The sequence below is a fragment of the Nitratireductor sp. genome (assembly GCF_017794765.1).
Taxonomy (GTDB): domain Bacteria; phylum Pseudomonadota; class Alphaproteobacteria; order Rhizobiales; family Rhizobiaceae; genus Nitratireductor.
In genome coordinates this window covers 1,914,560-1,927,753 of record NZ_CP051236.1, presented here as the reverse complement: position 1 = coordinate 1,927,753, position 13,194 = coordinate 1,914,560, and the positions used below count along the sequence as shown (strand labels likewise).

15 protein-coding genes are annotated in these 13,194 nt (G+C 59.8%); 10 read left to right on the top strand and 5 right to left on the bottom strand.

What is annotated here, in order from left to right:
- Positions 1-58 precede the first annotated feature (58 nt).
- Both HF949_RS09095 and HF949_RS09090 read left to right on the top strand, forming a co-directional pair.
- Positions 59-409 (top strand): DMT family transporter, encoded by a 351-nt coding sequence (locus tag HF949_RS09095; protein WP_292893362.1) that lies wholly within the window; start codon positions 59-61, stop codon positions 407-409.
- The gene (locus HF949_RS09090) at positions 406-723 is read left to right on the top strand and encodes an SMR family transporter (protein WP_292893359.1); all 318 of its coding nucleotides are present in this window, start codon (positions 406-408) and stop codon (positions 721-723) included. Before HF949_RS09095 ends, HF949_RS09090 begins: the two co-directional genes overlap by 4 nt.
- 64 nt (positions 724-787) lie before the next feature.
- Here the strand turns inward: HF949_RS09090 and HF949_RS09085 are convergent, their stop codons facing one another.
- Entirely contained in the window at positions 788-1,492 is a 705-nt protein-coding gene (locus HF949_RS09085) for a glutathione S-transferase family protein (protein ID WP_292893356.1), read from the bottom strand.
- A 225-nt stretch (positions 1,493-1,717) separates the two neighbouring features.
- Between HF949_RS09085 and HF949_RS09080 the strand changes: the two genes are divergently transcribed.
- From HF949_RS09080 to HF949_RS09070, 3 genes are all read left to right on the top strand, one after another.
- On the top strand, positions 1,718-1,888 hold the full coding sequence (locus HF949_RS09080) for a hypothetical protein (protein WP_292893354.1): 171 nt from the start codon (positions 1,718-1,720) through the stop codon (positions 1,886-1,888).
- Between the two features lie 241 nt (positions 1,889-2,129).
- Positions 2,130-3,629, top strand: coding sequence for an AMP nucleosidase (locus HF949_RS09075; RefSeq protein WP_292893351.1), 1,500 nt, complete (start codon positions 2,130-2,132; stop codon positions 3,627-3,629).
- A 57-nt stretch (positions 3,630-3,686) separates the two neighbouring features.
- Complete coding sequence (locus tag HF949_RS09070; protein ID WP_292893349.1) at positions 3,687-4,706, top strand: endonuclease/exonuclease/phosphatase family protein; 1,020 nt, start codon at positions 3,687-3,689, stop codon at positions 4,704-4,706.
- Here the strand turns inward: HF949_RS09070 and HF949_RS09065 are convergent.
- Together HF949_RS09065 and HF949_RS09060 are read right to left on the bottom strand one after the other, a co-directional pair.
- Positions 4,703-5,554 (bottom strand): class I SAM-dependent DNA methyltransferase, encoded by an 852-nt coding sequence (locus HF949_RS09065; RefSeq protein ID WP_292893346.1) that lies wholly within the window; start codon positions 5,552-5,554, stop codon positions 4,703-4,705. The two genes, HF949_RS09070 and HF949_RS09065, sit on opposite strands and share 4 nt — an antisense overlap.
- Positions 5,555-5,559: 5 nt before the next feature.
- Entirely contained in the window at positions 5,560-7,242 is a 1,683-nt protein-coding gene (locus HF949_RS09060) for an electron transfer flavoprotein-ubiquinone oxidoreductase (RefSeq protein ID WP_292893343.1), read from the bottom strand.
- Between the two features lie 469 nt (positions 7,243-7,711).
- Here HF949_RS09060 and HF949_RS09055 point away from each other — a divergent pair, with 469 nt between their 5' ends.
- From HF949_RS09055 to HF949_RS09040, 4 genes are all read left to right on the top strand, one after another.
- Positions 7,712-8,311, top strand: coding sequence for a DUF2585 family protein (locus tag HF949_RS09055; protein ID WP_292893341.1), 600 nt, complete (start codon positions 7,712-7,714; stop codon positions 8,309-8,311).
- Between the two features lie 232 nt (positions 8,312-8,543).
- Positions 8,544-8,969, top strand: a complete 426-nt coding sequence (locus HF949_RS09050; RefSeq protein ID WP_292893338.1) for a hypothetical protein — start codon at positions 8,544-8,546, stop codon at positions 8,967-8,969.
- Between the two features lie 72 nt (positions 8,970-9,041).
- The gene (locus tag HF949_RS09045) at positions 9,042-9,866 is read left to right on the top strand and encodes a uracil-DNA glycosylase (protein WP_292893334.1); all 825 of its coding nucleotides are present in this window, start codon (positions 9,042-9,044) and stop codon (positions 9,864-9,866) included.
- Between the two features lie 82 nt (positions 9,867-9,948).
- Positions 9,949-10,833, top strand: a complete 885-nt coding sequence (locus HF949_RS09040) for a hypothetical protein (RefSeq protein WP_292893332.1) — start codon at positions 9,949-9,951, stop codon at positions 10,831-10,833.
- A gap of 51 nt (positions 10,834-10,884) precedes the next feature.
- Here the strand turns inward: HF949_RS09040 and HF949_RS09035 are convergent, their stop codons facing one another.
- Positions 10,885-11,274 (bottom strand): hypothetical protein, encoded by a 390-nt coding sequence (locus tag HF949_RS09035; RefSeq protein ID WP_292893329.1) that lies wholly within the window; start codon positions 11,272-11,274, stop codon positions 10,885-10,887.
- A gap of 138 nt (positions 11,275-11,412) precedes the next feature.
- Here HF949_RS09035 and HF949_RS09030 point away from each other — a divergent pair, with 138 nt between their 5' ends.
- The gene (locus HF949_RS09030; protein ID WP_292893327.1) at positions 11,413-12,231 is read left to right on the top strand and encodes a helix-turn-helix domain-containing protein; all 819 of its coding nucleotides are present in this window, start codon (positions 11,413-11,415) and stop codon (positions 12,229-12,231) included.
- On the opposite strand, the gene HF949_RS09025 is transcribed toward HF949_RS09030, so the two are convergent.
- On the bottom strand, positions 12,226-13,179 hold the full coding sequence (locus tag HF949_RS09025; RefSeq protein WP_292893324.1) for a DMT family transporter: 954 nt from the start codon (positions 13,177-13,179) through the stop codon (positions 12,226-12,228). The genes HF949_RS09030 and HF949_RS09025 overlap by 6 nt on opposite strands.
- Positions 13,180-13,194: the final 15 nt, after the last annotated feature.

Below are 13,194 nucleotides of genomic sequence, written 5' to 3'. Positions count from 1 at the left end.
TCCATATGGCAATTGGGCAGATATCTCAATCGAGTGACATAAAACTTGATCTGACAATATGAGGTCGAAATTGCACTGGTTCTATCTGATCGCTGCGGTCTTTGCAGAAGTGGTCGGAACCACACTCATGAAACTCCTGGTATCCGGCGGCGCGCTTCTTCAGGGAACGATGGCGGCGATTGCCATGATCGGCATCGCCTATCTCTTTCTGGGACGCGCGACGCTTCGCATCCCCGTTGCGCTGGCCAATGCGTTCTGGGAAGGTTTCGGCATGATCATGATCGCGCTCGTGTCGCTTCACCTTTTCGACGAGACGATCTCGCCGATGCAGGGCATCGGCATCGGCGTGGCGCTGCTTGGGATCGCGGTGATCAACTATGGCCACCACCAGCAGGGCGAAACGAGATGAACATCTATATGGGTTATGTTCTGGGATCGGTGGCACTGGACATCCTCGCCAATCTGGCTCTGGAGAAATCCGGCGGCTTTGCGCGCAGGGGGTGGGGATCTGCAGCCGTCCTGCTCATCATGGCGGCCTTTGCGCTTCTGGCGCTCGCTGTCACCGGCATGGACCTTTTCATCGCCTATGCGGTGTGGGGCGTACTCTCGATCCTCGGAACGGCGCTTGCTGTCTGGCTCGTCTTCGGACACCGGCTCAATCTGACGAGCTGGCTGGGCGTGGGCATTCTCATCCTCGCCATTCTGCTGATCCGCCTCGGATAGTCGAAATAGCAAAGGGCGGGCGCCCAATGGACGCCCGCCCTGTCTGAACCGTGCAAGCCCGTCGTTAGCTGGCGCGCTGACCGAAGAGCACCTTTTGTGCTTCCTTGTCTTCGGCGATGTTGCGGCGATGCTCCTGACCGACCTCGAGCGCGCGCACGACCGCTGGCCGCGCCATGATCGTCTCGAACCAGCGCTTGAGATTTGGAAAATCGTTGAGGTCCTGCCCCTGCTGTTCATAGGGCTTCACCCAGCCGACGCTCGCCATATCGGCGATCGTATACTCGTTGCCGGCGAGAAAGGGCCGGTCTGCGAGGCGCTTGTTCATGACACCATAGAGGCGGTTCACCTCATTGGTATAGCGCTCGATGCCGTAGGCAATCTTTTCCGGGGCATATTTGCGGAAGTGGTGGGCCTGTCCGGCCATCGGGCCGAGCCCGCCCATCTGCCAGAAGAGCCACTGATCCACCTCCACACGGGACCGTTCGTCAGTCGGATAAAACTTGCCCGTCTTGCGACCCAGATACTGCAGAATGGCACCCGATTCGAACACCGAGATCGGCTCGCCGCCCGGACCTTCGGGGTCGACAATCGCCGGCATGCGGTTGTTCGGCGCGATCTTGAGGAAGGAAGGTTCGAACTGTTCGCCTTTGCCGATGTTCACATAGTGCACATCGTAGGGAAGCCCGGTCTCTTCAAGATAAATGGTGATTTTCCAGCCATTGGGCGTGGGCCAGTAGTGGAGCTCGATCGGCTTGGTCTGGGTGGTCATGCTTTGTTGCCTCCAGGTGTTGGATGCCGCGCAGTCGGGGGAGGAATGCGGCAATACCCGGGCAAGTAAGCACCGGCTGCCGACTTTGCAACGCGCCTGCCGGTAAACGATCCGTTATCTTCTCATAATCACGGTGTTAACACTGCTGAACCCTGGATGAATGCTCCTCTCAGTATCGGTTCAGTCCGCGTCTGCCACAGTGATGGCGACACTGAGGACAAACCAATGTTGATGCGCCGCTTTTCAATTGTCTGTCTGATCACCGCCATCTTCGGCATGGCACTCGCCATACTGGTTGCAGAAGCCAGCAGGCCTTCCGATCCCTGGCAGAACAATCGGCCGTTCTCCTGCTCCGGTGAGCAGACAGCCCTTTGCGGCAGAACGGCGCTGCGCTGAGCAAGATGAATTGAGGTATGAGACGATGCGGACGATTACACACATGGCCCGGGGATTGATGTTTGCTGCCCTAATCGGCTCACCGCTGCTTGCGGTTCAGAACGTCCGCGCTGGTAATGAAAACATCATTGAAGGAAACTATGAGCGCTCGAGCGGTGCCGGCCTCGTCCTGATGGTCAGTCTGAAACGTTCAAGGTAGGCTCAGGCCTTGAGAAGAAGAAGAATATCCATATAAAAGGCCATGGAACATAGAATATACCCTCAGCCTATTCAGACGATTTCAAGCCCCGAGCCGTTTGCCCGGAAAAGCTTTACCGATGCCCGCGAAGCCGTTGCGGCATTGAAGGCGCTCTACGAGCGCAACACCGCATTCCTGCGCGATGCCTTTGCGCAGGTTGCCAAGGACGGCGAAAGCGACCGCCGCTTTCGCGCCTTCTATCCCGAAGTCAGCCTCGCCACCGGCTCCTATGCCCAGATCGATACGCGACTTGCCTATGGCCATGTGGCGGCGCCCGGCGTTTATGCCACCACGATCACCCGGCCGGATCTCTTTGAGGATTACCTGATCGACCAGCTAAGCCTCGTGATCCGCAACCATGGCGTTCCCGTCACCATCTGCGAATCGGAAACACCGATACCGCTGCATTTTGCGTTCCTTCAGGACACCTATGTGGAAGGGTCGATCGCGGACCGGCTGAAACGGCCTCTGCGCGATCTCTTCGATGTGCCGGATCTGAACGCCACGGACGACCACATTGTCAACGGCACACATGAAGCGCCGCCCGGGGAACCCCTGCCGCTCGCCCCCTTCACCGCGCAGCGCGTCGATTATTCCCTGCACCGTCTCTCGCACTACACCGCCACGGCACCGGTGCATTTCCAGAATTTCGTTCTGTTCACGAACTACCAGTTTTACATCGACGAATTCTGTGCGCTCGCCCGCGAGATGATGGCCGAGGGCGGAAACGGTTACACCGCCTTCGTGGAGCCGGGCAATGTCATCACCAAAGCCGGGGAGACGAGCCCGTCGTCGAGCGCTCTTGCACGTCTGCCGCAGATGCCGGCCTATCATCTGACGCGCGACGGCCATGCGGGCATCACCATGGTCAACATCGGTGTTGGGCCCTCCAACGCCAAGACAATCACCGACCATGTGGCGGTGCTTCGCCCTCATGCCTGGCTCATGCTCGGCCATTGCGCGGGGCTGAGAAACACACAGGCGCTTGGCGACTATGTTCTGGCCCATGCCTATGTGCGCGAGGATCACGTGCTCGACGACGATCTTCCCGTATGGGTGCCCCTGCCAGCACTGGCAGAAGTACAGGTGGCGCTGCAGGAAGCGGTGGCCGAGATCACCGGGCTCTCCGGCTATGAGCTGAAGCGCATCATGCGGACCGGTACGGTCGCCACCATCGACAACCGCAACTGGGAACTGCGCGAACAGCGCGGCCCGGTGCAGCGCCTGTCGCAATCGCGCGCGATCGCGCTCGACATGGAATCGGCCACGATTGCCGCCAACGGCTTCCGCTTCCGTGTGCCCTACGGCACTTTACTGTGTGTTTCCGACAAGCCACTCCACGGCGAGCTGAAGCTACCGGGCATGGCCACTGATTTCTACAAGAGGCAGGTCTCCCAGCATCTCAAGATCGGGATGCGAGCCGTGGAAAAGCTTGCAGCGATGCCCCCCGAGCGGCTTCATTCGCGCAAGTTGAGGAGCTTTTTCGAAACCGCCTTTCAATAGCCCGAAAATGCGGATAGGCGCTGCTGCATTCACACTCAGATCCATGGGCGCAAAGCGATGAAGAAATTGAGGATCGCTACAATCCTGCCGGCTGTTCTGGCCCTCGGGGTTTTTGCGGTTTCGCTCCCGCTGGTCGCCGGTTTCTGGGGGAGGCTGCACCCGGCCCTCGATTCCATGGCGCATTTCCGTCTTCATCTTGCGGTGCTCATCGCTCTTTTGTCGGCACCGCTGCTGTTCGTGAAAGGCTGGCGTCAGATCGGTGCGGCGGGAACCGTGCTCGGCATCGCGACCCTGAGTGCAACGCTGCTTTCTTTCCAGTCTGCCGCCGGTTCGGCGAGAGCAGAACCCACCGACACGCCAGCGGCGCGTTATCGGCTTCTGCAGCTCAACCTCAGATATGACAACGCCACTCCCAAGCGGGTCTTTTCACTGATCGGTCGCACAAAACCGGATATCGTGACGCTGAACGAAGTGTCCGGCATGTGGATGAAGGAACTCGAGTTCCTCGAAGCCACCTATCCCTACCGGGTAATTTGCCCGCCGCCGGCCCGCATTGGCGGCGTTGCCATTCTCTCGCGCCGACCATTCGCCGATCCAGAAGCCTTTGCCTGCTATGATCGCGGTTCCATGGCTGTGGCGACCGTTCGGCTGGGTGCGGAAGCAGTGGAGGTCGGGGCCCTGCATCTCGGCTGGCCCTGGCCTTTCGAACAGCACCATCAGGTAAGCCGGGTCACGCCAGTGCTTGAACGATTTCCCGACACTGCCATCCTCGCCGGCGATTTGAACGCAACCCCCTGGAGTGTGACTGCGCACCGTGTGGCCGCCGCCGGCCAGATGAATCTCATGCCCGGCATCGGCCCCACATGGATGAAGCCCATCCTCCCAGAACGGCTCCGCCGGCTGGTGGGACTGCCCATCGACAATCTTTTCACCAAGGGCCGCATCGTGCCACTCACGGTCGAGCGGCTCGAAGATGTGGGGTCCGATCACCTGCCCGTTCTGCTCGAATTCGGCGTCATGCCCGACGGTCAGCCCGAAGACGTGATTGAAGTGAAGCTGGCACGAAACAGACGTTAAGCGGTGGGCTTCCTGCGCGCGATGACCAGGTGACCGGGAACCGGTTTTCCCTTTTCGTGTCGCACCACGATGTTGCCTATGGCAAGCCCCGCAAAGCCGTGTGTGGCGAGCATTTCGGCGAGATAGCTCTCGGAATGGGCAAAACGCTGATGCGGCCCGACCATGAAGGCGCGACCGGCAAGCACGTCGTCCGGCAGGGTCTCACTTGAAAAGGCGAGGACCGCACCGTCCATGGCGAGTTCCGCCGCGCCGGCGAAGAAAGCATCCAGATCGCCCAGATAGGGCAAAACATCGGTCGCGGTGATCAGATCGAAAGGTTCGACATCCGCGTGATGGAGAAAGTCCACTGCATCGCCCACATAGAGCGCGTCGTAGACCTCCTTCTCGTCGGTGACCTCGATCATGGTCTCCGAAAGATCAATGCCGGTGATGTGGTCCGCGATGTCGCGCAGAACCTCTCCGGCAAGCCCAGTTCCACAACCGAGATCCAGCATGCGGCTGAACGGCCCCGGCGCCACCTCATCCAGCGCCCTGCGGGTCAGTGCCGGCACGTCGTAGCCGAGTTGATCGACCAGAATGCTCTCAAACGCGCCGGCGTGCTGATCGAACAGGGTCGCCACATAGGCTTCCGATGCCCGTGAGGGTGTCTCGCCCCGTCCCATAGACGCAAGCCGCACCGCGGCACCGCCATGGTCGGCAGGATCGAGAGCAAGCACCTCCCGATAGGCGGCAGCGGCTGCATCGAGGTCGCCGGCCTTTTCGAGCGCGAGGGCGCGGTTATAGGCCTCGGCCAGCGCCTCTTCATCGATGGGGCTGGCGGTGCCGCTTTCGGGTTCGGGCTCGGACAATGGTGTTACATCCCGGTATAGACAGGGCCCTCGCCACCCTGCGGCGGCACCCAGTTGATGTTCTGGTTCGGGTCCTTGATGTCGCAGGTCTTGCAGTGGACGCAGTTCTGCGCGTTGATGACGAAGCGGGCGTCAGCCACATCGCTGCCATCGGTGAGCGCATTGCCGTCAGCATCCACCCATTCATAGACCCCCGCGGGACAATAGCGCGAAGACGGACCAGCATAGACGGCGTATTCCGACGTCTTCTGCAGTTCCATGTCCTTCACCTGTAGATGAACCGGCTGCTCCTCCTCGTGATTGGTGTTGGACAGGAACACCGAGGAGAGACGGTCGAAGGTGAGCACGCCGTCGGGCCTGGGATAGTCTATCGGCTTGTGCTTTGCGGCCGGCTCCAGCGAAGCCGCATCGGTCTTGCCATGTTTCAGGGTGCCAAACAGCGAAAAGCCGAACAGCGAGTTCATCCACATGTCGAAGCCGCCAATGCCGACGCCCAGAAGCGTGCCGAAGCGCGACCAGAGCGGCTTGACGTTGCGCACCTTTTTCAGGTCCCTGCCGATGTCCGAGGCGCGCCAGGCGGCCTCGTAGCCTTCCAGCGTATCATTGCCGCGTCCCTCGCCCAGCGCTTCCGCAACATGCTCGGCGGCAAGCATGCCCGAGAGGACCGCATTGTGAGACCCCTTGATGCGCGGGACGTTGACGAAGCCTGCCGAGCAACCGATGAGGGCCCCGCCCGGGAACACAAGCTTCGGCACGGATTGCCAGCCGCCCTCGGTGATGGCGCGGGCGCCATAGGAGATGCGCTTGCCGCCTTCAAACGTTTTGCTGATCGCGGGGTGCGTCTTGAAGCGCTGAAACTCCTGAAACGGCGACAGGAACGGGTTCTTGTAGTTCAGGTGAACCACGAAACCGACCGCCACCTGATTGTTTTCCAGATGGTAGAGGAAGGAGCCGCCGCCGGTCTTCATGTCGAGCGGCCAGCCAAAGGAATGCTGGACGAGACCCGGCCTGTGGTTCTCCGGCTTGACCTCCCAGAGTTCCTTCAGGCCGATGCCGAATTTCTGAGGCTCGCGGTCCTCGGACAGGCGGAATTTTTCAATCAGCTGCTTGGCGAGCGAGCCGCGCACGCCCTCGCCGATCAGGACATATTTGCCCAGGAGCGCCATGCCGGGCTGATAGTTGGGGCCGTGCGAGCCATCGCGCTCGACGCCCATATCGCCGGTGGCGACGCCAATGACCGTGCCTTCGTCGTTGTAGAGCACTTCGGAGGCGGCAAAGCCCGGATAGATTTCAACGCCCAGTCCCTCCGCGTAGCCCGTAAGCCAGCGGCAGACATTGCCGAGCGATACGGCGTAATTGCCGTGATTGTTCATCAGCGGCGGCATCAGGAAATTGGGAATCCGCATGGAGCCCGCCGGCCCGAGAACGAGGAACTGATCGTCGGTGACGGGGGTCTTGAACGGGTGATCGGGGTCTTCTCGCCATTCCGGCAAGAGCCGGTCGATGCCGATGGGATCTACCACGGCGCCTGAAAGAATATGCGCACCGACTTCGCCGCCCTTTTCGAGTACAACGACGGAAAGCTCCGGGTTCAGCTGCTTGAGCCGGATGGACGCGGCCAGCCCCGCCGGACCTGCGCCGACGATGACCACATCGAATTCCATGCTTTCGCGTTCCACTTCGCTCATTCCACCCTCCGCAGTCTTTTTCTCTCGCGCGCCCTGCTCTCGTTTGGCGCCGGCGCGATCCGGATACCCATCAGTCCCGCATAACGGTTTCAACGCCGGGCTATAGCGCATCCGCGCGACTGTCGAAACCAGAGAAGTTGCATCAATCCATTCCTGATTGCCGCAAACTGATATTACTTTAACGTAAACGTCAATAATTGACAATTTTCCCGCGGGCAATTCCTGTTTGCCTCCCGGATCGAATCCGAGCAATTTCAGCCGCTCTGTTGATGGAAGGTGCAATACGCGCACCGTGCGGAACACGAACCTATGTCGAACATGTTCGACCATGAGGTATCTCTGATGGGAGTGGTCCACGGTTCGGCAGGGCCCGCATGAGAGCAGGCAGACGGTTCTGAAGCCGTTCGGGACACTGTGGAAGCAGATACGTTAAGGGACTGGTGCAATTTAAGGGGCATTGGCAAGGAGCATGGGGATGCGCGAAAATCGACTGTTGGTCGCCTACAGGCAGAGGCCGGTCGCCGTTACCGCCTTTTGTGTGCTTGCCATCCTCGCCCTTCAGGCGCTGTTCCTGAAACTCATGGGTCAGACGACGATCTGCGACTGCGGAACGGTGAAGCTCTGGTATTCGGACCCCTCCGGCCCCGAGACTTCACAGCATATCGGCGACTGGTACACCTACTCGCACTTTCTGCACGGATTGCTCTTCTACGGGCTTATCTGGCTTGTCGCGCCGCGCATGCCGCTCGGCTACCGACTTGCACTTGCAGTGGGGCTGGAGGCTGCATGGGAGATGGCGGAAAACACACCCATGGTAATCAACCGTTACAGGGAATCGGCACTTGCGCAGGGCTACTACGGAGACAGCGTGATCAATTCGCTCTCCGACACACTTGCCACCATCACCGGTTTTTTCGTCGCACGCGTTTCGCCTCTATGGGTCAGCATTCTTCTGGTCGTTGCGACGGAAATTTTCATGGCGGTCATGATCCGCGACAATCTCACGCTCAACATTCTTCAGCTTGTCTACCCCTCACAGACGGTCTCCAACTGGCAGACTGGTGGCTGAGGGCATGCTTTCCCGTTCTCCAGAGCGAGAAATGGCGGTATAATGCGGCAGGAAGGGAGGTGCTGTCCTGCCCCGTGCCGTCTCCATAATCCTGTTCCCCCTGCTCGCCGTCCTTCTTGGCGCGGGCCCGGGAGATGACGGACGCTGGCAGGCCGGACACTATTCCTTTTCCGATGAGCTTGGCGGCTTCCGCATTCTGGCGGTTTCAGGCACAGGCTCACGCAGCGACCCGGTGCTTCTAAAACAGGAGCTTTATACGGCTGCCGCCGTCGTGCTTGTCATCAGGGCGACCGGGGATGTCCCGCGATATGCCTATGACGAAAGGGCGGGCGCAGGCTATCTCTTCATGGAAATCGACACACTGAATGCAAGCAACCTGCCCTGGGTCGAGTTTGAATTCGAGCTTCAGGAGATGCGCGGCGTCTCGAGCGTCTATGGAGACGGTCTCTCTTTCGATCAGAGAAATGCGGGGTCCGATCACATCGGCTCCAGTGCGTTTGCCGTGCACGATCGCAAACTAGAACCCTATGACCGCCTTCTGTTCCAGTCAGGTACCGTCAACGCAGCTCATTCCGTGACATTTCGACTGCTGATCACCGACCTGACCCCGAAACCGGTATTTTATCTGGTGCAGGACCCGCGCATTCCCGCTTCCTGAGCTTGCAACCAGCGGCAAAGAAAGAGAAAATGCTTTCTTTCGTCCTCGCCGACGCTCAGGATTTCGGACGCAATGGATTCCGCTGAACTAAGGGAGCTTCTGACATTCTACGCCGATGCCGGCGTGGACGAACCTCTTATGGATGAAGCGCCTGACCGGTTTCAGGAAACGCGCGCGGAGGCGGAAAAAAGAGCCGCGCAACGGCAGCAGCCAACGCAGCAGAAACCAGTGGCGACCATGCAGCCCCGCCCCGCTGCTCCGGCTGCAGGCAAGGCCGCGGTTCCGGACGATGCACAGGCCGCGCGGGCGCGTGAGATCGCCAGAAGCGCGGAAAACCTCGATACACTGCGCGAGCAGCTGACAGGTTTCGACGGCTGCAATCTGAAGACCACGGCAAAAAACACCGTATTTGCCGACGGCAATCCGCAGGCCAGCGTGATGTTCGTCGGAGAAGCGCCGGGCCGCGACGAGGATATCCAGGGCCTGCCCTTCGTCGGTCGGTCCGGCAAACTGCTGGATCGCATGTTGGCGGCCATAGGTCTCGACCGCACCACCGTCTATATTTCCAACGTGATCCCGTGGCGACCGCCGGGAAACAGGGACCCCTCCCCTCTGGAAACGGAAATCTGTCGCCCTTTCATCGAGCGGCATATCGAGCTCGTTGCACCCAAGGTGCTGGTGACGCTCGGAAACCCGTCGACGAAGCTCCTTTTGAACACACAGACCGGCATCATGCGGATGCGCGGCAACTGGGCCATACACAAGACACCTTCAGGCATCGAAATACCCACCATGCCGACGCTGCATCCAGCCTATCTTCTGCGAAATCCGGCCCACAAGAAGCTCGCCTGGCAGGATTTTCTGCAAATCAAACTGAAGCTGGAAAGCGCTCACTGAGACGACAGAACTGCGCGAATTAAGCGCGCATTAACGCTGTTGGCGCAAGGTAGCGTCTCGTAACAACGTCCCGGAGTCGAGCATGTGTGTTCGCGTCACGTCCGGGGGGCGCCTGTTTTTCCTTCTCTCTTTCCTTACCCTGGGATCGCATCCCGCGCCTGCCGCGGATCTGGTGACATCCGATCCACCGGTTCCTCCCAACGTGGAGAACGCGCCATTGCTTCTAAAGTTCGGCCGGCGCTTTTCCGGCTTTGTCGAAGTGAATTCGGCACTGGGCAAAGCCAATCTGGTGGAAGAACCTGTCAAGAGCAGCGGATGGGCGCTGCGCGGCGTGGCAAACCTGCCCGTCAGAGAGCGCTTTAACGTCCAGCTCGACGGCCGGCTAGAAAAACTGAAGTTCGAGGATCTTTCCGACCAGACCATGGAGTTCGGCGCACATGGCTACTACCGCAAGCCGGACAGCTACGCCATTGGCCTCTATGCCCAGTATGAGCGTATCTCCAACGAAACCCTGGCGGTGGGGCCGACGGAAATTTCGGCCGGACTGGAAGGTGCCTTCTTTCTTAGCCAGACAACTGTGCTGGGCCAAATCGGTCTCGGCCAGGCGCATCTGGAAGAGCAGGAGGCATCCAAGCTCAATGGTATCCTCGGCGCACGGTATTATTACACAGACAACCTGCGCTTCGATCTCGACGCAGGCTTTGAGCAATTGCTGAGTGAAGATGCTGCGTTGAAAACCTACTCCATATCAACGGCTGCCAATTATCGGCTTTCGGACAAGCCGGTAACCGCATTCGGAGGATATCGATTTCGCTCATCCTCGCTGACATCGGGCGATGTGCATGCCGGTGAGACAACATCTCACGGTATTGTAGCGGGTTTTCGCTACCATTTCGGCTCTACCAGCCTGCGGGAAGAAGAGCGCAACGGTCCGCTCTGGACCGCCGCGCCCTATCTCAACTACTGAATTATTGAATGCAGAACGGCCGGGCCGCGCTATTAGGCGGGCCCGTGCCTTTCAGCATTGCGCCTTACGCATCGCCGCGAACTGAAGCAGGGCAAAAAGGGCAACCGCGCAGGCCTGAAGGCTGACGAAAGCGGTTCCAAGTAAATTGGGAGAGACCCATCCACTTGCGAGCAGCGCGAAGCTCAACACGACCCAGCCTGCGTTAAGCAAAATCACGTCTATGAGCAGAAGACGGGACAGTGTTGTCCGGGCGGCGATCATCAACAGCATCATCACGAAAGGCACCAGAACCACACCGGCCCAAAACAGCAGGTCTTCGGGCAAGGCGAGAAGCCGTGATAGCGGCGGCGCCGCGAAAAGAAGCAGGAGTGCTGCGGCTCCACTCATGACAGCGTCGAGCTGAAGTGATTTTCTCAGAGCGGGTGTGAGCGTGAGTGGCATGACGGTTTCCTTTCTTCAGACCGGGTTTGGCGGGTCGGATGTCGACCTCGATGCCTGGGAACCTGACCGATGGAGCGCCCTCGGGCGATTACCCGAGAGGTAATGGAAATGCGTGCCGCTCGGCTCTACAGTGTTCTCATGAACACAGAAAATACCTTACCCAGAAAGACCAGCGCCGGTGCGCTCATCAGGGAGTGGCGGGAGCGACGGCGCATGAGCCAGCTTCATCTTGCGCTGGAGGCGGGCATTTCCCAGCGCCACCTCAGCTTCCTGGAACGAGGCCGCTCGAATCCGTCGCGAGAGATGGTCCTGTTGTTGTCGGACAGTCTTTCCATCCCGCTTCGGCAGCGCAATCGCATCCTCCTTGCCTCGGGCCATGCACCGGGCTTCTCAGAACGCGATATTCACGATCCGGCTTTGAAGCCTGCAATGAACGTCGTACAGGCCGTGCTCGATGGCCACGCGCCCAACCCTGCAATCGCGATCGACCGGCACTGGACCATGGTCGCCGCAAACCGGGCCATCGCACCGCTGCTCGAGGTTGTGACCAATGCGGAGTTGCTAAAACCGCCGGTGAATGTCCTGCGCCTGAGCCTGCATCCCGAGGGTGTTGCACCGAGCATCGTCAATCTGGCCTCGTGGCGCGCACATGTGCTGGAACGACTGCGCCTCCTGATTGACCACTCGGCCGATCCACAACTCATGGCGCTGGAAAAGGAACTGGCTGGCTACCCGGTCAAAAAAACCGGGCCGGAGCTCAAACCCGGCGCGGCGGACATGATCGCCGTTCCCCTTCGACTGCGCCTTGGAGCAACCGAACTTTCCTTCATCACCACGACGACCGTGTTTGGCACACCACTCGACGTGACGCTGTCGGAGCTTGCCATTGAAAGTTTTTTCCCAACCGACGCTACAACCGCTGCCTTTCTAAGGCAGTCGCAAGGCAAGGGGTCATGAGGAAGGCGGCACGAAACGGCGGGCAGCCACCCGTCTGAGGCCGAGTCGACGCTCGCGCCAGATGATAAAGAGACCAGCCCCGATCACAATCGTTCCGCCCACCAGCGTGTAAAGGGTCGGCACGTCGCCGAAAGCGAAATAGCCGATCACGATGGCAAGGAGCATCGACGTGTATTCGAAAGGCGCGATGGTGGATAGCTCCGCATGACGATAGCACTCGGTCATGAGGATCTGTGCCACCCCGCCGCAAATTCCCGCGCCGGCCAGAGCGAGAAACTGACCGCGCGATAACTCTGCCCATCCGAAAGGGATGGTGAAGAGGGAGAGCACGGTGGCGGTAACCGAGAACCACAGAACGATGGTGGCCGTCTTTTCTGTCTGGACAAGCCGTCGAACAAGAAGCATGGCGACGGCAGAGCCGGTCGCGCCGCAAAGGGCCGCGATGACACCCACCGCCTCAGCCGCCTCAAGGCCGGCGTCCCCGGTCAGAAGGGTGAGTTTTGGCCAGGCGATGATGATGACCCCCAGGAAGCCGACCGCCACTGCGCTCCAGCGGTAGATGCGCACGACCTCGCCCATGAAGATTGCCGAGAAGACGACAACAATGAGCGGCTGCGCGTAATTGAGCGTAATCGCATCGGGCAGAGGCAGGCGCGTCAGCGCAAAGAAGCCGAGGCCCATGGAGGTAACGCCCACAAGGCCGCGCATGATGTGGCTGACGGGATGTGTGGTGCGGAAAGCTGTCGCCAACTCACGCCGCCAGGCCAGCATGGCGATGATCGGGAATATCGCAAAGAACGAGCGGAAGAAGACAATCTGGCCCGAAGGCACCATCCCCGCCGATTTGATCAGCGAGGACATCATGACAAAAACCGAGACCGAAATGACCTTAAGCGCGATGCCGATCAGTGGTTTGCCTTCGGCACCGACTTCGGTCTCAGCGGGCATGATCTGATATCCTAT

Bases quoted from the DNA above. Each gene is read 5' to 3' on its own strand.
- HF949_RS09095 (WP_292893362.1), top strand. From the start codon at position 59: ATGAGGTCGAAATTGCACTGGTTCTATCTGATCGCTGCGGTCTTTGCA.
- HF949_RS09090 (WP_292893359.1), top strand. From the start codon at position 406: ATGAACATCTATATGGGTTATGTTCTGGGATCGGTGGCACTGGACATC.
- HF949_RS09085 (WP_292893356.1), bottom strand. From the start codon at position 1,492: ATGACCACCCAGACCAAGCCGATCGAGCTCCACTACTGGCCCACGCCC.
- HF949_RS09080 (WP_292893354.1), top strand. From the start codon at position 1,718: ATGTTGATGCGCCGCTTTTCAATTGTCTGTCTGATCACCGCCATCTTC.
- HF949_RS09075 (WP_292893351.1), top strand. From the start codon at position 2,130: ATGGAACATAGAATATACCCTCAGCCTATTCAGACGATTTCAAGCCCC.
- HF949_RS09070 (WP_292893349.1), top strand. From the start codon at position 3,687: ATGAAGAAATTGAGGATCGCTACAATCCTGCCGGCTGTTCTGGCCCTC.
- HF949_RS09060 (WP_292893343.1), bottom strand. From the start codon at position 7,242: ATGAGCGAAGTGGAACGCGAAAGCATGGAATTCGATGTGGTCATCGTC.
- HF949_RS09055 (WP_292893341.1), top strand. From the start codon at position 7,712: ATGGGGATGCGCGAAAATCGACTGTTGGTCGCCTACAGGCAGAGGCCG.
- HF949_RS09045 (WP_292893334.1), top strand. From the start codon at position 9,042: ATGGATTCCGCTGAACTAAGGGAGCTTCTGACATTCTACGCCGATGCC.
- HF949_RS09040 (WP_292893332.1), top strand. From the start codon at position 9,949: ATGTGTGTTCGCGTCACGTCCGGGGGGCGCCTGTTTTTCCTTCTCTCT.
- HF949_RS09035 (WP_292893329.1), bottom strand. From the start codon at position 11,274: ATGCCACTCACGCTCACACCCGCTCTGAGAAAATCACTTCAGCTCGAC.
- HF949_RS09030 (WP_292893327.1), top strand. From the start codon at position 11,413: ATGAACACAGAAAATACCTTACCCAGAAAGACCAGCGCCGGTGCGCTC.
- HF949_RS09025 (WP_292893324.1), bottom strand. From the start codon at position 13,179: ATGCCCGCTGAGACCGAAGTCGGTGCCGAAGGCAAACCACTGATCGGC.